At 73.2% G+C, this 15,810-nt stretch carries 15 protein-coding genes; 10 read left to right on the top strand and 5 right to left on the bottom strand.

Annotated elements, in window-relative coordinates; genetic code table 11:
- Nucleotides 1-105 precede the first annotated feature (105 nt).
- Complete coding sequence (locus tag KIS93_RS27840) at nt 106-1,281, top strand: ABC transporter substrate-binding protein (RefSeq protein WP_080044913.1); 1,176 nt, start codon at nt 106-108, stop codon at nt 1,279-1,281.
- A 30-nt stretch (nt 1,282-1,311) separates the two neighbouring features.
- On the opposite strand, the gene KIS93_RS27845 is transcribed toward KIS93_RS27840, so the two are convergent.
- On the bottom strand, nt 1,312-4,122 hold the full coding sequence (locus KIS93_RS27845; protein WP_186404480.1) for a WD40 repeat domain-containing protein: 2,811 nt from the start codon (nt 4,120-4,122) through the stop codon (nt 1,312-1,314).
- A complete protein-coding gene (locus tag KIS93_RS27850) occupies nt 4,122-4,904 on the bottom strand; it encodes a serine/threonine-protein kinase (protein WP_186404481.1) in 783 nt (260 codons plus the stop codon). Before KIS93_RS27850 ends, KIS93_RS27845 begins: the two co-directional genes overlap by 1 nt.
- A gap of 143 nt (nt 4,905-5,047) precedes the next feature.
- On the opposite strand from KIS93_RS27850, the gene KIS93_RS27855 reads away from it, so the two are divergent.
- Entirely contained in the window at nt 5,048-5,605 is a 558-nt protein-coding gene (locus KIS93_RS27855; RefSeq protein ID WP_186404482.1) for a dihydrofolate reductase family protein, read from the top strand.
- Nucleotides 5,606-5,668: 63 nt separating this feature from the next.
- Nucleotides 5,669-6,730 carry a serine hydrolase domain-containing protein gene (locus tag KIS93_RS27860; protein ID WP_080044910.1) on the top strand — a complete coding sequence of 354 codons (1,062 nt, stop codon included), beginning with the start codon at nt 5,669-5,671 and terminating at the stop codon, nt 6,728-6,730.
- A 6-nt stretch (nt 6,731-6,736) separates the two neighbouring features.
- On the opposite strand, the gene KIS93_RS27865 is transcribed toward KIS93_RS27860, so the two are convergent.
- On the bottom strand, nt 6,737-7,720 hold the full coding sequence (locus KIS93_RS27865) for an aldo/keto reductase (protein ID WP_080044909.1): 984 nt from the start codon (nt 7,718-7,720) through the stop codon (nt 6,737-6,739).
- Nucleotides 7,721-7,844: 124 nt separating this feature from the next.
- Here KIS93_RS27865 and KIS93_RS27870 point away from each other — a divergent pair, with 124 nt between their 5' ends.
- Entirely contained in the window at nt 7,845-8,705 is an 861-nt protein-coding gene (locus KIS93_RS27870) for a helix-turn-helix transcriptional regulator (RefSeq protein WP_080044908.1), read from the top strand.
- 100 nt (nt 8,706-8,805) lie between these two features.
- Nucleotides 8,806-9,930 carry an RNA ligase RtcB family protein gene (locus KIS93_RS27875; protein WP_222107642.1) on the top strand — a complete coding sequence of 375 codons (1,125 nt, stop codon included), beginning with the start codon at nt 8,806-8,808 and terminating at the stop codon, nt 9,928-9,930.
- On the opposite strand, the gene KIS93_RS27880 is transcribed toward KIS93_RS27875, so the two are convergent.
- Both KIS93_RS27880 and KIS93_RS27885 read right to left on the bottom strand, forming a co-directional pair.
- On the bottom strand, nt 9,923-10,309 hold the full coding sequence (locus tag KIS93_RS27880) for a PPOX class F420-dependent oxidoreductase (RefSeq protein WP_080044907.1): 387 nt from the start codon (nt 10,307-10,309) through the stop codon (nt 9,923-9,925). The two genes, KIS93_RS27875 and KIS93_RS27880, sit on opposite strands and share 8 nt — an antisense overlap.
- Before the next feature lie 29 nt (nt 10,310-10,338).
- A complete protein-coding gene (locus KIS93_RS27885; RefSeq protein WP_080044906.1) occupies nt 10,339-10,932 on the bottom strand; it encodes a dihydrofolate reductase family protein in 594 nt (197 codons plus the stop codon).
- 91 nt (nt 10,933-11,023) lie between these two features.
- On the opposite strand from KIS93_RS27885, the gene KIS93_RS27890 reads away from it, so the two are divergent.
- From KIS93_RS27890 to KIS93_RS27910, 5 genes are all read left to right on the top strand, one after another.
- Complete coding sequence (locus KIS93_RS27890) at nt 11,024-11,479, top strand: winged helix-turn-helix transcriptional regulator (RefSeq protein ID WP_080044905.1); 456 nt, start codon at nt 11,024-11,026, stop codon at nt 11,477-11,479.
- A gap of 67 nt (nt 11,480-11,546) precedes the next feature.
- Nucleotides 11,547-12,332, top strand: a complete 786-nt coding sequence (locus tag KIS93_RS27895; RefSeq protein WP_080044904.1) for an SDR family NAD(P)-dependent oxidoreductase — start codon at nt 11,547-11,549, stop codon at nt 12,330-12,332.
- 45 nt (nt 12,333-12,377) lie between these two features.
- Complete coding sequence (locus KIS93_RS27900) at nt 12,378-13,367, top strand: sigma-70 family RNA polymerase sigma factor (RefSeq protein WP_080047460.1); 990 nt, start codon at nt 12,378-12,380, stop codon at nt 13,365-13,367.
- Nucleotides 13,368-13,487: 120 nt separating this feature from the next.
- Nucleotides 13,488-14,240 carry a ZIP family metal transporter gene (locus tag KIS93_RS27905; protein WP_186404483.1) on the top strand — a complete coding sequence of 251 codons (753 nt, stop codon included), beginning with the start codon at nt 13,488-13,490 and terminating at the stop codon, nt 14,238-14,240.
- A gap of 126 nt (nt 14,241-14,366) precedes the next feature.
- Nucleotides 14,367-15,755 carry a cytochrome b gene (locus KIS93_RS27910; RefSeq protein ID WP_080044903.1) on the top strand — a complete coding sequence of 463 codons (1,389 nt, stop codon included), beginning with the start codon at nt 14,367-14,369 and terminating at the stop codon, nt 15,753-15,755.
- The last annotated feature ends 55 nt before the right edge of the window (nt 15,756-15,810 follow it).

Raw genomic sequence — 15,810 nt, forward strand, 5'->3', positions numbered from 1 at the left:
TGAAGTGATGGTGACACGATCGGCGCCGCATCACAAGGCTCAATGTCAGGGTCTGCTGTCAGATGGCTGGTTACAGAAGGTGATGGCGCGGATACGTTAGGACCTATGGGGAGAGAGCTGTGCGTCGGCGCCGTCGTCCCGTGCACCGGGCGGTTGTCCCTGCTCGGCGACCCGCTGTCCTTCGTGCTGGCGCTTCTCGCGCCCGCCGTGCCGCACGTCGTCAACGGCGGCCGGCGGTACCCGCTCCGCCTGGCCTCCCGCGACAGCCGCTCGGACCCGGGCACGGCCCGCCGGGCGGTGCGCGAGCTCGTCGAGCAGGAAGGGGCCCGGGTCGTGCTCACGCTGGGCGGCACCCAGGTGCTGCCCGCGGTTGCCGACACGTGCGAGGAACTGGGCGTGCCCTGCGTGTCCACGACGTTCCCCTGGCAGGCGTACGTGTACGGCCGCGGCGCGGACCCGTCCCGCCCGTTCACCTGGACCTACCACTTCGCCTGGGGCCTGGACGACATCGCCGGCGTGTTCGCCGAGATGTGGCAGCTGTGCGCGCCGCGTCCCGCCCCGGTCGGCTGCCTGTGGAACGACCAGTTGCCCGGCCGCCTGCTCCGGCACCCCGGGCGCGGCTTCCTGCCCCGGGCCGGCGGCCGGGGCCACCGGCTGGTGGACCCCGGCAGCTACCCGGAGCCCGCCACCACCTTCGCCCCGCACATCGGCTCCTTCCTGCGCGCCGGCACCGAGATCGTCACCACCGCCGCGACCGAGCGCGACCTCGCCCTCTTCCACCGCGAGGCCGCCGAGCACGGGCTGCGCCCCCGCCTCATCACCTCCTCGCGCTGGCTGACCTATCCGTGCACGGCGAGCGACCTCAGCGGCGCCGGCATCGCCACCCTCGTCTACTGGTCGCCCCGCCACCCGTACCGCTCCAGCCTCGACGGCACCACGCCCGCGCTGCTGGCCGAGACCTACGAGCAACGCACCGGCAACCAGTGGCTCCAGCCGCTGGGCCTGGCCTACGCCCTGGTGGAGGTGGCCGTGCATGCCCTGTCCACCGCCGGCGACCCCGCCGACCGGCGTTCGGTGGCGGACGCGATCGGCCGTACCCGGCTGGAGACCATCGCGGGCCCGCTCGACTGGACCGGCGGGCCGACCCCGAACGTGGCCCCGATCCCGCTGGTGGGCGGGCAGTGGCAGCCGGGCGGCCGGCACCCGGCCGAGCTGGCGATCGTCACGAACACCCGCCTGCCGCAGCTGCGCACCGACGCCGGCCTGACCTTCGCCCGCTGAGCACCCGCTGAGCACCCGCTGAGCAAAGGGCTATCCCCGGCCGCACGGGTCGGTGAACGGCTCGGCGCCGTCCTGCGGCGACAGGCTGCCCGACGTGCGCGCGCACACCTTCGCCAGCGCCCGCTCCGCCGTGAGCGGCAGGTCGTCGAACGTGCCGTCGTGCCCCACCACCCGCAGGTCGCCCGAGGGCAGGAACGCCAGGCGCGGCGCCGGGTCGGCGAGCGCCGGGTCGTACTGGACCGCCGCGGCCGGCCGGGGCTCGCCGCGCTGCCGGCCGGTGGTGAGGTCCACGACGGTGACGCGGCTGTCGTGCGCGATCGCCAGCGTCCGGCCGTCGGGCGAGAAGCGGGCGGTCAGGACGTCCCCCTCCACCCGGAAGAACTGACCGGTCGGCTTCCACGTCGCGGTGTCCCAGAGGGCGACGCCCCTGCTCCCGTACGGTGCGACGGCGCGGCGGCCGGTCGGGTCGAAGACCATCCAGGAGGTGGCCATCGTGCCCGGCCCTTGTGCGCCGGTCAGCGGTTTGCGCGTCTTCAGGTCGATGACGTCCACGCCCCAGGCGTCGCCGGTGGTCAGGTACCTGCCGTCAGGGCTGAAGGACAGCGGGCCCGCGTGGATGTTGGACAACATCGTCACCTTGCGCGGCTCGCCCGCCTCGGCGATGAACAGGCTGCCCTGCCCGTAGTAGTCGTTCGGCGCGGTGGAGGACAGCGCGAGCAGCCGGCCGTCCGGGCTGAAGGACAGCGTGTGGCCGAAGTCGTAGCCGATGGCGTCGGCGATCGAGCCGAGCTTGCGGCCGGTCGCCGCGTCGAGCAGGGTGAGCGGGACGCCGCGGTCGGTGTTGTTGGCCACGGCGACGGTCCGGCCGTCGGGGCTGAGCGCCGTCATCAGCTCCTCCTTGTCCTCGCCGCCGAGCAGGTGGAGGGCGCTCAGGCTGAGCACCTTGCCCTGCTGGGCGAAGCCGGCTCCCGACCAGGTCGCGATCCGGCGGCCGTCGAGGCCGAGCACCGTGCGGCCGTCGGCGCTGAGCTGCGGGCCGGAGTACTTCTCCGGCACCGCCCGCGCGGGCGCCGTGTAGCGGCCGAGGTCGTAGACGGTGGCCTGGCCGGCGTCGTCGAGCAGCGTGAGGCGCCGGTCGTCGGCGCTGAAGCGGGGCCGCTCGGCGATGGCGGCGGTGGTGGTGAAGCTCATCAGGCGGGCGCCGTCCGCGACGCGCAGCAGCACCACCTCGGACGGGCGGCGCACCGTGCCGTACTCGGGCAGCCCCTCGTAGAGGAGCACGAACCGGCCGTCGGCCGAGAACTCCACCCCGCCGGCCAGCGGGAGCTCAGGGCCCACCGGCTTGGCGCTTGCGAGGTCCCACAGCCGGATCCGGCCGTCCTCGATGCGCGCGACGCGCTTGCCATCGGGGGTGAATGCCGCGTACTGCCCGCCGTACCCGTCCGGCAGGCTGGTGGGGCGGGCGGTGCCGCCGGAGGGAGGCGTGCGCAGCTCGGTCCGTCCCCCTGTGGACACCAGGGCCATCTCGTCCCCCGGCCCCACCTCCACGTCGGCCCCCGACGGCTCGCCGATCGGCACGAGCGCCCTGGTGCGGGTGCTCCAGAAGCCGAGCCACGGCCCGCCCAGGTTGGCGGTCGCCTCCAGGTAGCCGCCGCCGGGGCTGAAGCGCAGGCTCTGCGGGTACCTGCCGGTCGCGTCCATGGCCTTGCCCTCGCCGATCAGCTTGCCGCGCTTCAGGCTCCACAACCGGATCCGGCCGTCGGAGCCGAGGGCCAGCGTGTCGCCGTCCGGGCTCAGGGCCGCCGTGAACGGCCCCTTGCCGACGCCGCCGAACGTGCGCGTCTGCCGGCCCGTGGCGACGTCATAGACGTGCACCTTGTCGCCGCCCGCGCTGACCAGCAGGGACCCGTCCTGGCTGAGGGCGCGGCCGGTGTTGTTCAGGTTCGGGTCCTTGAAGACGAGCCGCTGCGGCTGGGCGAGCGAGCTCAGCACCGCCGCCTCCGACTCGGGGACCCGCGCGATCCGGTACGCGGCCACACTGAGCAGCATCGCCCTGGCCGGGTCGTCGCCGCGGATGGCGTCGGCCTGGAGCGCGAGGAGCCTGGCCCGCTCCTGGGTCTGCTTGTCGGCCAGCTGACTGGTGCTGGCCTGGCTGGCTCTGGTCTGCTGCCAGGCGATCACCCCCGCCACCAGGGCGGCGACCAGCAGGACGGCGACGCCGGTCGTCAGGAGCCCGCCCCGCCTGCGCCGCGCGTCGGCCTCGGCCTTGGCCGCCGCCAGGAACTCCGTCTCCGAGGAGTTCAGCGCGAGATGGGACGGGAGCGTCGGCGTCCAGGACAGCGCCTCGCGCAGGGCCGTGCCGCGCAGCAGGTCGTCGGGGTTGCGGCCGTGCTCGGCCCAGTGCCGGGCGGCCTCGCCCAGCCTGCGGTGCCGCGCCAGCGCCTCACGGTCGGCGCCGACCCACTCCTGGAGGCGCGGCCAGGCCCGCAGCAGCGCGGGCTTGGCCAGGGACACCGTGTCCACGCCGTCCTCGGCGGCGCCCTCCTCAAGTGGCACATCGCCGGTGGTGCGCTCCCGGACAATGAGCCGGGCGTTCTCCAGCTCGCCCAGCACGTACGCCGAACCGGCCGCCCCGTCGGTCAGCTCCTCCAGCCGCGCCCGCCGGGCACCCTCCTGCCCGTCCCGGACGTCCACCAGCCGCAGCAGCAACCGCTTGGCCTGCTCGCGGGCCGGCGCCTGCAGCGCCGCGTAGGTCTGCTCGGCCAGCATGCCGAGCGCCGGCTCGCCGGCGAGCGCGTTCGGCGGCCGGACGGACGCCGCCGCCTGCGCGCCCTCGGCCATCAGCGACCCCTGGGAGGCGCCCCGAGCAGCCCGGTCAGCAGCTCGTGCGCCGACGGCCGGGCCGCCGGGTCCTTCGACAGCGCCGCCGCCACCAGCCCCCGCAGGCCGGGCGGGAGCACCGCCAGGTCGGGGTCGTGGTTGAGCAGCCGGTGGATCACCGCCACCGTGGTCGGCGCCTCGAACGCGTTGCGCCCCGTGGCCGCGAAGTACACCAGCGCACCCCAGGCGAACACGTCGGCCGAGGCGTCCGCCCGGCCGCCGGCGAACACCTCGGGCGCCATGTACATGGGCGTGCCCGTCAGCTCGCCCGTCGAGGTCATGGACAGCCCGGCCGCCCGCGCGATCCCGAAGTCGATCACGCGGGGGCCGTCCTGGCCCAGCAGCACGTTCTCCGGCTTGAGGTCCCTGTGCACGACCCCCGCCTGGTGGATGGCCGCCAGCGCCGTCGCCACCCCGACCGCCAGCCGGTGCAGCTCGTCGCCGACGAACGGCGCCGCCCTGCGCAGGCTCGGCCCCGCCACGAACTCGGTGACCAGGTAGGGCCGCTCCCCCTGCAGATCGTGATCGACGATCCGCGCCGTACAGAACGACGCCACCCGCTGCGCCGCCGCCACCTCCCGCATGAACCGGCGCCGCAGCGCCGAGTCACCGGAGAGGTAGGCGTGCAGCACCTTCACCGCGACCCGGTTGGCCGCCTCGTCATAGGCCTCGTAGACGACGCCCTGACCCCCCGCGCCCAACTGCCCCGCCAGCCAGTACCGGCCCAGCCGTTCCCCGTCCATGCGCCGTTAGACGCGTGCGGCACGCCCTTGGTTGAGATCGTCTCTCGGGTGGACGGGAGGAGGACCTTAAGGGTTCCGTAAGCGGGCTTCGCGAAGCTGAAGGCACATCGAGCAGCCGCAAGGCTTCCAGCAGGAGGAACATCATGAGGACGATCGCCGCAAGCCTGTTCATCTCCCTCGACGGCGTCGTCGAGAACCCCGGGGACTGGCACTTCCCGTACTTCAACGACGAGATGGGCGCGGCCGTGAGCGGGCAGATGGCCGACACCCTGCTCCTGGGGCGCAAGACGTACGACAGCTTCGCCGGGGCGTGGCCGGGGATCGAGGCCGCGGGCGGCGAGGACGCCGGCTACGCCAAGTCGCTGGGCGACGCGCGCAAGATCGTGGTGTCGCGTCAGGAGCTGGAGTTCACCTGGCGCAACTCCGAGCTGCTGCGGGGCGACCTGGCCGAGGCCGTGACCGCGCTGAAGAACGAGCCCGGCGGCCGGATCGCGGTGAGCGGGTCGGTCTCGGTGATCCGGCAGCTCCTGCGGGCCGGGCTGCTCGACGAGCTGCACCTGCTGGTGCACCCGATCGCGGTGCGCAAGGGCGAGCGGCTGTTCGACGAGGGGGACGAGACGATCCCGCTGGAGCTGGTGAGGTCCGAGACGTTCTCGACGGGGGTGCTGTACCTGGTCTACCGGCCCGCCAAGGCCGCCTGATGTCAGCCGTGGTGTCAGGGCGGTGACGGCCCGGTATCAGCGCGGCCGGTGATCGTAGGGCTCATGAACAACAGCGCAGAGCTTGAGAAGATCATGCAGGAGATGGTCGAGGCCGGGATCGTCGGCGTGACCGTCCGGGTCCGCGACGAGCGCGGCGAATGGACCGGCAGCGCCGGCGCGGCCGAGCTGGGCGGGGCTGAGTTGCCGCCGGTGGACGGGCATGTGCGGATCGGCAGCAACACCAAGACCTTCACCGCCACGCTGGTGTTGCAGCTGGTGGCCGAGGGCCGCATCGAGCTGGACGCGCCGGTGGCCGGCTACCTGCCCGAACTCGATCTGGACGGGCGGATCACGGTGCGGATGCTGCTGCAGCACACCAGCGGGGTGTTCAACTTCACCGGCGAGTACTTCGAGGACGGCACCTTCGTGCCGGGCATCCCGGCCACCCAGGCCGGCCGGGAATGGGTCGAGCGCCGCTTCCACACCTACACCCCGCACGATTTGGTGAAGGTGGCGCTGGCCCAGCCGGCCCGGTTCGCGCCGGGCACCGACTGGAGCTACAGCAACACCAACTACGTGCTGGCCCGCCTGCTCATCGAGCGTGTCACCGGCCGCCCCGTCGCCGAGGAGATGCACCGGCGGATCCTCGCCCCGCTCGGCCTGACCGGCACCGTGCAACCCACCACCCAGACCGACCTGCCGGCCCCGTTCGCGCACGCCTACTACCGGCTGGACGAGCAGACGGTGGACGTCAGCGAGCACAACCCGTCATGGATCTCCAGCGGCGGCGACATGATCTCCACCACGGCGGATTTGCAGACGTTCCTGCACGCGCTGGTCACCGGCCGGCTGCTGCCCGCGCAGTTGCTGGCGGAGATGTTCACGCCGGAGGGCAAGGCGGGCTACGGGTTGGGGGTGTTCGTGCAGCCGGCGCCCGGCGGCGGCACGCTGATCACGCACAACGGCGGCATCGCCGGCCACGCCGCCCTCATGTACGCCACCCCCGACGGCGGCACCGTGCTGACCGCGGCCCTGAACTACGTCGACGACAGCGACCTGTCCATGGCGGCCGCCTTCCAGCAGGCCAACCAGCGCCTCGTGCAGGAGGTCTTCGGCCAGGGCTGAGCCGCGTCAGTTCCCCACGCCGAGGTCGGCCATGAACCTGGACGGGTACCGGTCCCCGCGCGCTGCCCCCGCCGGCACCGCCTTCTCGATCTCGGCGAGGTCGTCGGCCGTGAGGGTCAGGTCGATCGCGGGCAGCGCCTCGGCCAGCCGCTCGCGGGTGCGGGCGCCGGCCAGCGGCACGATGTCGGTGCCCTGCGCGGCCACCCAGGCGATGGCGAGCTGGGCGACGGTGCAGCCCTTCACGTCGGCGACCCGGCGCAGCGCGTCCACGAGGGCGAGGTTGTGCTCCAGGTTGTCGCCGGAGAAGCGGGGGCTGAAGGCGCGCGCGTCCCCGGGGGCGGGCTTCCAGCGGCCGGACAGCAGGCCGCGGCCGAGCACCCCGTACGCGGTCAGGCCGATGCCGAGCTCCCGCAGCGTCGGCAGGACGTCGGTCTCCGCCTCCCGCGTCAGCAGGGAGTACTCCATCTGCAGGTCGGCGATCGGATGCACGGCGTGGGCCCGGCGGATCGTCTCCGCGTCGACCTCCGAGAGCCCGATGTGCCGCACGTACCCGGCCTCGACCATCTCCTTGATCGCGCCGACCGTCTCCTCGATCGGCACGGTGCGGTCCAGCCGGGCCGGGCGGTAGATGTCGATGTGGTCGGTGCCGAGCCGGGTCAGCGAGTAGGCCAGGAAGTTCTTGACGGCCTGGGGGCGGCCGTCCTGCCCGCCGAACTCGGAGCCGGGCCCGCGCAGCTGGCCGAACTTGACGCTGAGCCGGTAGTCGTCCCGGCTCCGGCCGCGCAGCGCCTCGGCGAGCAGCAGCTCGTTGTGGCCCATGGCGTAGAAGTCGGCGGTGTCGATGAGCGTGACGCCGGCGTCGAGGGCGGCGTGCACGGTGGCGATGCTCTCGGCGCGGTCGGAGGCGCCGTACCCGCCGGACATGCCCATCGCGCCCAGGCCCAGCGCGGAGACGGACGGCCCGGTACGGCCCAGGGTTCTGGTCTGCATGATTTCTGCCTTTCAGGTGGTTTCCTCCAGCTTGGGGCGGGGGCGAGGCGGGCGGGAGCGGAGCGTTCATCATGGGAGAGCCGCTCCCTGGCTCCGCTGACCGGCCGCACGGCAGGATGGAGGCATGGAACGTGAGCAGCTCGCCGACTTCCTGCGCCGCCGCCGCGAGGCGATCCGCCCGGCGGAGGTGGGCCTGGCCGACAGCCCCCGCCGCCGCACGAGCGGTCTGCGCAGGGAAGAGGTGGCGATGCTCGCCGGCATGTCGGTCGACTATGTCGTACGTCTGGAGCAGGGCCGCAGCAGCCAGCCGTCCACGCAGTTGCTGGGGGCGCTGGCGCGGGCGCTGCGGTTGTCCGACGACGAGCGCGATCATCTGTTCCACCTGGCCGGGCACCATCCGCCGCCCGCCGACGAGGTGGCCCGCCTGGCCCGGGCCGGCATGGTGCGCATGCTCGACCTGCTCGGCGACACCCCTGCCGTGGTGCTGTCGGACCTGGGCGAGGTGCTGGCCCAGAACCGGGTGTCGCTCCTGATGATGGGCGACCACACCGGTCACACCGGCGACCGGCGCTACATGGTGTACCGCTGGTTCACCGATCCCGCCGCGCGTGGCGTCCATCCGCCGGAGGAGCAGGAGCACCAGGCCCGCCAGATGGTGGCCGACCTGCGCGCGGTCGCCGGCCGCCGCTCCAGCGATCCGGTGGTCACCGGGCTGGTCGCGCGGTTGCGGGAGGCGAGCGCGCACTTCCGGCGGCTCTGGGCGGAGCACGAGGTGGCGGTGCGGCGCGCCAACCGCAAGACCCTGCTGCACCCTCGGGTGGGGCGCCTGGTGATGGACTGCGAGACGCTGCTCACGCCCGACCAGGGGCAGCAGCTGCTGGTGTTCACCCCGGCCGACGCGGAGACGCGCGAGCGGCTGGAGCTGCTGCGGGTGCTCGGCACGGAGGAGTTCCCCTCCGAGGTCTCGGGCCGGCTCGAACGCTGAGGTCGGGAGCGGCTCTCGAAAATCGTTTGCCCCGAAAGGTGACCTCAGGGGACCGTGGTGTCGCCCGCCCACATCCCTTTTGTTCAGCAAGAGAGCACCTTTGTCCCAGCACCAGGCCACCGTCGCCGTGTTCGCCTCCCCCACGAGCTGGATCGAGTCCGACGCCGTCGCGCAGTGCCACCAGGTGGCCGCCCTCGACGGCATGATCCACGTGGCCGGCATGCCGGACCTGCACCCCGGCAAGGGCGCCCCCATCGGCGCCGCGATGACGTCGACCGTCCTCTACCCGTTCCTGGTGGGCTCCGACATCGGCTGCGGCATCGCCGTGTTTCCCGTCAGGCTGAAGCGGGCCGATCCCGAGAAGCTCGCCGCCCGCTTCCCCGACCTCGACCGCGTGCCGGAAGATGACGACCCCGCCTGGGACGTGGTGAAGGGCGACGTTCCCGCGGGTCACCTCGACGGTCTCGGCACGGTCGGGCGGGGCAACCACTTCGTCGAGCTGGCCCGCGTCGGCAGCGTCCTCGATCCGGGACACGCGAGCCGGCTCGGGCTCGCCGCGGGCGATCTCGTGCTGGTCGTCCACAGCGGGTCGCGCGGGCTGGGTGAGCGGATCCTGCGGGAGCACACCGAGGTCCACGGCGCGGGCCCCGCCGCCGATCCCGCCGACTACCTCGCCCGGCACGACGAGGCCGTGCGGTGGGGGTCGCTCAACCGGCGGCTGCTGGCCGCGCGGGTCGCGCACGCCCTGGGGTTCGAGCCGGCCGAGCCGATCGTCGACCAGTGCCACAACCTGGTCGAGGTCCGAGACGGGATCTACCTGCACCGCAAGGGGGCGGCGCCGGGCGACGGGCGGGACGTGCTCATCGCCGGTACGCGCGGCACCCCGTCGTACCTGGTGGCCGCGCACGCCGGGCCGGACGCCGGCCATTCGGTGGCGCACGGCGCGGGCCGCAAGATGTCGCGGGCGGACGCGCTGCGCCGGGGGAAGGCCAAGCACACGGTCGAGGAGCTGCGGCGAACCCCGTTGGGGTCGGTGGTGGTGTGCGGCGACCGGCAGCTGCTCTTCGAGGAGGCGCCGACGGCGTACAAGCGGATCGAGCAGGTGATCGCCGACCTGGTGGCGCACGAGCTGGCCACGCCGGTGGCCACCACGATCCCGCTGGTCACGTACAAGACGCCAGAGCTGCCGAAGGAGCACCGCCGCAGGCGGGGCGCCTCTAGGTGAGGCCGACGGTCTGGTGCTCGGCCTCGACGACGAGGACGACGCGGTCCTGCTCCCGGGAGTAGGGCTGCCCGATGTACTTCGTCGAGATCTCGTCGATGATCTCCCAGGCGGCGTCGCCCTCGATCCACTCGACGACCCGGCCGCGCACGATGACCGGCTGGTACGGGTTGTCGGCGGGCGCCACGGAGAGCGCCACGCGGGGGTCGCGGCGCAGGTTGCGGGCCTTGCGCGACTGCGGCCCCGTGAGGAAGACGATGTGGTCGCCGCGGGTGCCGACCCAGAGCGGGATGCTGTGCGGGGAGCCGTCGGGCAGGACGGTGGCGAGGTGGGCCAGGGCGGTGCTGTCGAAGGCGCGGCGCACTTCGGGGTTGAGCGTCATCTTCTTCTCCTTGCCGGATCAGGGGGTGATCAGTGCTGGACCTGGTAGTGGAGGTGGGTGACGCCGGGGGCCGGGACGGCCTCCAGCAGGCGCAGGCGTACGTGGGCGGGCAGCTCCTGGAAGAACGGCCGGCCGCCGCCGAGCAGGATCGGCACCTGGTGCAGGATCACCTCGTCGACGAGGCCCGCCCTGAGTGCCGCGGTGGTGACGCCGCCGCCCATCAGGCCGACGTCCTTGCCGCCTGCGGCCTCGCGGGCGGCGGCGATGGCGTCCTCGATGCCGGTGGTGACGAGGATCTGCCGGTCGGTGATCTCGGGGGCCGGCCGGTGGCTGAGGACGACCAACCGGGCGTGCGGGTGCGGGCTGCCGCCGCCGAAGTGGTCGGAGTCCTCGTACGTGTTGCGCCCCGCCACGACCGCGCCGACGCGGCCGGCGAGGGCGTCGAAGACCCGGGCGCTGGGCGCGCTCAGCTTGAACCCGTCGAAGACCTGGCTGGGCGTGTCGCCGTCGAAGTACCAGTCGAACAGCGTCGCGGCGTCGCCGAGCCCGCGGCCGGGGCCTGGCTCGCGGCCGGTGATGTATCCGTCGACCGATACGGCCAGGGCGGTGATGACCTTGCTCATCTGCGTGGTCCTTCCGGGGTTCCTTGAGGAGACTCCATGACCGTAACACGCTGAAGTTCCCTTAGGGAACCCCAATGGATAGACTGATGTCATGCAACGCACGAACTTCGGGGACATGGCCTGCTCCATCGCCCGTACCCTCGACGTCATCGGGGAGCCGTGGTCGCCCCTGATCCTGCGTGACATCTGGGTGGGCATGAGCCGCTTCGACCAGCTCCAGGCCGATCTCGGCATCTCCCGCAAGGTGCTCACCGAACGCCTCAACCACCTCGTCGAGCAGGGCGTCATCGACCGCCACCCCTACGACAACCGCCCCCGCTACGAATACCGGCTGACCCCCAAGGGCACCGAGCTGGTCGACCTGCTCATGGTCATGACCGCCTGGGGCGACAAATGGCTCTCCGGCCAGGCCGGGCCGCCCGTGCTCTACCGCCACCACGCCTGCGGCGAGATCAGCCACGTCGACCTGCGCTGCGCCCACTGCGGCGAGCCGATGCACGCCGGCGACATCGACCCGCTGCCCGGCCCCGGCTCGGCGGTGGCCTGACGACCGATTCCTTTCGCCCGGCCTCCGAGTCGATCCGCGTAAGAGCCTTTCACCAGGAGGAGGAGCAGTGCTGCTCGAAGAGAAGAACGCGGTCGTCTACGGAGCCGGCGGCGCGATCGGGGGCGCGGTCGCGCGCGCCTTCGCCGCCGAGGGGGCCAGGGTCGCCCTCGCGGGGCGCACCGAAGCCGCGCTGGAGGCGGTCGCGAAGGAGATCCGGGCCGCGGGCGGCCGGGCGGACGTCGCCACCGTGGACGTCCTCGACGAGGCCGCCGTCGAGGCGCACGCCGACGCGGTGGTCAGGGACGCCGGGTCGCTCGACATCTCCTTCAACGCCGTCAGCCTCCCCCAGACCGGCATCCAGGGCATCCGCCTCACCGACCTGACGCCCGACGGCTTCTCGCTGCCGCTGGCCACCTACCCCAGGGCCACCTTCCTCACCGCGCGAGCCGCCGCCCGCCGCATGCGGGGATCCGGCGTGATCCTGACGATCACCGCGAGCCCGTCGCGGACCGCCGTCCCGCTCATGGGCGGCATGGCGCCGGCCTGGGCGGCCGTCGAGGCGCTGTCGCGCGGGCTGGCCGCCGAGCTCGGGCCGCAGGGCATCCGCGTCGTCTGCCTCAACGCGGCCGGGATGCCGGAGACGGCACAACTGTCCGAGGTGTACGGCCTGCACGCCGCCGCCTACGGCATCACCCGCGACGCGTTCGAGGCCCGCATGGCCGACCGGACGCTGCGCAAAGCCCTGCCCACGGTCGCCGAGATCGCCGACGCGGCCGTCTTCGCCGCCTCGGGCCGGGCCGCCGCGATGACCGGAGCGATCGTCAACCTCACCGGCGGCCTGATCCCCGACTGACGACCCCCCATGGAACGCACGAAGCACGACCGAGAGGCGACGATCATGGCAGAGACGACGGAGGTCCGGCCGGGCGGCGACGTCTTCGCCCAGTTGACCTCCCCGTACCGGACCGAGCTCCTGGCCTACTGCTACCGCATGCTGGGCTCGGTGCACGACGCCGAGGATCTCGTCCAGGAGACCTACCTGCGGGCGTGGCGCTCGTACGAGGGGTTCGAGGGGCGGGCGTCGATGCGTACCTGGCTCTACCGGATCGCGACCAACGCCTGCCTCACCGCGCTCGAGCGGCGCAAGCGCCGGCCACTGCCGTCGGGGCTCGGCGGCCCCGCCGACGACCCCGACGGGCCGCTGGCGCCGCCGGCCGAGGTGCCGTGGCTGCAGCCCTTCCCCGATCGGCTGCTCACCACCGCGGACGACGATCCGGCCGCCACGGTGGTGGCGCGGGCGAGCCTGCGGCTGGCGCTGGTCGCCGCGCTGCAGTACCTGCCGCCGCGCCAGCGCGCCGTGCTCATCCTGCGGGACGTGCTGGCGCTGCGGGCGGCGGAGGTGGCCGAGCTGCTCGGCATCTCCGTGCCCGCGGTCAAGAGCGTCCTGCAACGCGCGCGGGCACAGCTCGGCCAGGTGGCGCCGGCCGAGGACGACCTGCCCGGGGCCGCCGCCGGGCACCAGCGGGAGCTGCTGGAGCGTTACGTCACCGCGTTCGAGCACGCGGACGTCGCCGCGCTGATGGAGCTGCTGACGGCGGACGCCGTCCTGGAGATGCCGCCCACCCCGACCTGGTTCGCCGGGCGCGAGCGCGTCGGCCGCTTCTTGCGGACGCGCGTGCTCACCCGGCCCGGCCAGTTCCGGCTGGTGGCGACCGCGGCCAACGGCCAGCCCGCGGCCGGCCTGTACCAGCGCGGCCCCGGCGGCGCGCACCACGCGTACGCCGTGATGGTCCTGTCGGTCTCCGGCGCGGGCATCGACCGGATCGTCGCCTTCCGCGACAAGGGCCTGTTCGAGCGCTTCGACCTGCCCCCGACCCTCGGCCCCTGACGCTCGGCCCCTGACGCTCGGCGTGCGGGAGCAGCGCGGGCTGCCGTGGATCGGCGCCGGCGTCGTCGTGGTAGGAACGACCAGAGGCCCGGGGGCGCCGATCGGCGGGAAGGGAGTGCGATGCCCGAGTGGTTGCAGGCGGGCGGGTGGGGGCTGCTGGCCGGGCTCGCGCTCGTGCTCGGCGCGCTCGCCGGCTACCTGGTGCGGATGCCGCAGCGGCTGATCGCGTCGGTGATGGCGTTCGGCGCCGGCGTGCTGATCTCGGCGGTGTCGTTCGAGCTGATCGAGGAGGCGCACCAGCGCGCCGGGCTGGTGCCCACGGTGGTGGGCGCGGTGGCCGGCGCGGTGCTCTACACCGGGTGCAATATCCTGCTGGCCCGCCGGGGCGCCCGGCATCGCAAGCGCTCCGGCGACCGGCAGCCGTCGCAGGAGCAGGCGGGGTCCGGCACGGCGATCGCGCTGGGCGCGGTGCTCGACGGGGTGCCGGAGTCGCTGGTGATCGGGGCGAGCCTGCTCGGCGGGGGGGCGGTGAGCGTGGTGACGGTGGCGGCGGTGTTCATCAGCAACGTGCCCGAGGGGCTGTCCAGCGCGGCCGGCATGCGCCGGGCCGGCCGGTCCAAGACGTACGTGTTCGGCTTGTGGAGCGGGATCGCCGTGGTCAGCGGGCTGTCGTCGCTGGCCGGGTACGCACTCCTGGGGCAGGCGCCGGCGGCCGTGCTGGCGGGCATCATCGCGCTGGCCGGCGGGGCGATCCTCACCATGATCGCCGATACCATGATCCCCGAGGCGTTCGAGGACTCCCATCTGATGACGGGGCTCATCACGCTGGCCGGGTTCCTGCTCGCGTTCGCCGTGTCGAAGTCCGGCGGCTGACGGCCCCGCCTCCGCCACCTGACGCCGCACGAAGTGACGCGTCTCACGGTCCCCTGGGCGCCGATCGTTGTCACACCGGGCACCCCGCCGACGTCTTCTGTGTAGGCAAGGTAAGGGGGCCTGAAGATGCGTTCGTCACCGGTCAAGAGCCGCTCGTTCCAGTTCTCGCACTGGACGTTCATGTTCGCCGAGATCGCCGTCTGGTCGTTCGTCGTGCTGCTGGTCAGCGGCGCGGCGCTGATGTTCTTCTACGACCCGGGCATGGCGCAGGTGACCTACGACGGTCCCTACGCGCCGCTGCGCGGGCTCTTCGTCAGCCAGGCGTTCGACTCGACCATGCACCTCAGCCTGGAGGTGCGCGGCGGTCTGCTCATCCGCCAGGTCCACCACTGGGCGGCCCTCGTCTTCGTGGCGGCGGTCGTGCTGCAGCTGCTGCGCATGTTCCTCACCGGCGCGTTCCGCCGGCCGCGCACCCGGCAGTGGCTGATCTGGGTGGCGCTGCTGGCGCTCGGCATGTTCGCCGGCGAGACCGGCAACGCCCTGCCCGACGACCTGCTGTCGGGCGGCAGCCTGTGGCTGATGTTGTCGGTCGTGCAGTCGATCCCGGTGGTGGGCAGCTGGGTGGCCGGGCTGATGTTCGGCGACGCCTTCCCCGGCGAGCAGGTCATTCCCGTCATGTACGGCGGGCACCTGCTGCTCTCGGCCCTCGTGGCCGCGCTGCTGATCGCCCGCGAGCTGCTGGTGCGGCGCAACGGCCACTCGCGCTTCGTCGCCTCGCTGCCGGCGCGGCGCGGTGCCCGCCCGCTGATGGCCGCCGCGACGACCGGCATGCTGATCATCCTCGGGTTCGGGTTCCAGATCGCCCCGATCTGGCTGTACGGCCCCGCCAGCCCGACGCAGATCTCGGCCGGCTCGGTGCCCGACTGGTACATGGGCTTCCTCGACGGCGCCCTGCGGATCATGCCCGGCTGGGAGCTCACCCTGGGGAGCTACACGCTGAGCCTCGCCGTCCTCGTCCCCACGGTCGTGGTGCCCGGGGTGTTCTTCACGGCGCTGGCCGCGTACCCGATGGCCGAGCGCTTCCTCCTGGCGCGGCGCGGCCGGCGCGACGCGCTGGGCCGGCCCAGGAGCGCGCGCCGCGCCGCCCGCGAGACGCCCGCGCGGGACGTGCTCGACCGGCCGCGCGACACGCCCGTGAAGACGGCGATCGCCGCCGCCGGCATCACGTTCTACGGCCTGCTGTGGGCGGCCGCGGCCAACGACCAGCTCGCCCACCAGTTCCAGCTCAACGTCAACACCGTGACGATCTTCTTCAGGTACGCGGTGCTCGTCGCGCCCGTCGTCGCCTTCGTCGTCACCCGCTGGATCTGCCTGGCCCTGCAGGAGTCGGAGCGCCACGTGGCCGAGCACGGCGTGGAGACCGGGATCATCACGCGGTCGGCGGACGGCGGCTTCCACGAGCGCCTGGAGCCCGCCGACCGGGAGCCCGCCATGCTCTCGGCGGGACAGCGCTGACAGCGCACATGCGGGCCGGGCCTGCCGGAGCGATGCGGCAGGCCCGGCCCTTCAC

This window comes from [Actinomadura] parvosata subsp. kistnae (genome assembly GCF_900323885.1).
Taxonomy (GTDB): domain Bacteria; phylum Actinomycetota; class Actinomycetes; order Streptosporangiales; family Streptosporangiaceae; genus Nonomuraea; species Nonomuraea composti.

Bases quoted from the DNA above. Each gene is read 5' to 3' on its own strand.
- KIS93_RS27840 (WP_080044913.1), top strand. From the start codon at position 106: ATGGGGAGAGAGCTGTGCGTCGGCGCCGTCGTCCCGTGCACCGGGCGG.
- KIS93_RS27845 (WP_186404480.1), bottom strand. From the start codon at position 4,122: ATGGCCGAGGGCGCGCAGGCGGCGGCGTCCGTCCGGCCGCCGAACGCG.
- KIS93_RS27850 (WP_186404481.1), bottom strand. From the start codon at position 4,904: ATGGACGGGGAACGGCTGGGCCGGTACTGGCTGGCGGGGCAGTTGGGC.
- KIS93_RS27855 (WP_186404482.1), top strand. From the start codon at position 5,048: ATGAGGACGATCGCCGCAAGCCTGTTCATCTCCCTCGACGGCGTCGTC.
- KIS93_RS27860 (WP_080044910.1), top strand. From the start codon at position 5,669: ATGAACAACAGCGCAGAGCTTGAGAAGATCATGCAGGAGATGGTCGAG.
- KIS93_RS27865 (WP_080044909.1), bottom strand. From the start codon at position 7,720: ATGCAGACCAGAACCCTGGGCCGTACCGGGCCGTCCGTCTCCGCGCTG.
- KIS93_RS27870 (WP_080044908.1), top strand. From the start codon at position 7,845: ATGGAACGTGAGCAGCTCGCCGACTTCCTGCGCCGCCGCCGCGAGGCG.
- KIS93_RS27880 (WP_080044907.1), bottom strand. From the start codon at position 10,309: ATGACGCTCAACCCCGAAGTGCGCCGCGCCTTCGACAGCACCGCCCTG.
- KIS93_RS27885 (WP_080044906.1), bottom strand. From the start codon at position 10,932: ATGAGCAAGGTCATCACCGCCCTGGCCGTATCGGTCGACGGATACATC.
- KIS93_RS27890 (WP_080044905.1), top strand. From the start codon at position 11,024: ATGCAACGCACGAACTTCGGGGACATGGCCTGCTCCATCGCCCGTACC.
- KIS93_RS27900 (WP_080047460.1), top strand. From the start codon at position 12,378: ATGGCAGAGACGACGGAGGTCCGGCCGGGCGGCGACGTCTTCGCCCAG.
- KIS93_RS27905 (WP_186404483.1), top strand. From the start codon at position 13,488: ATGCCCGAGTGGTTGCAGGCGGGCGGGTGGGGGCTGCTGGCCGGGCTC.
- KIS93_RS27910 (WP_080044903.1), top strand. From the start codon at position 14,367: ATGCGTTCGTCACCGGTCAAGAGCCGCTCGTTCCAGTTCTCGCACTGG.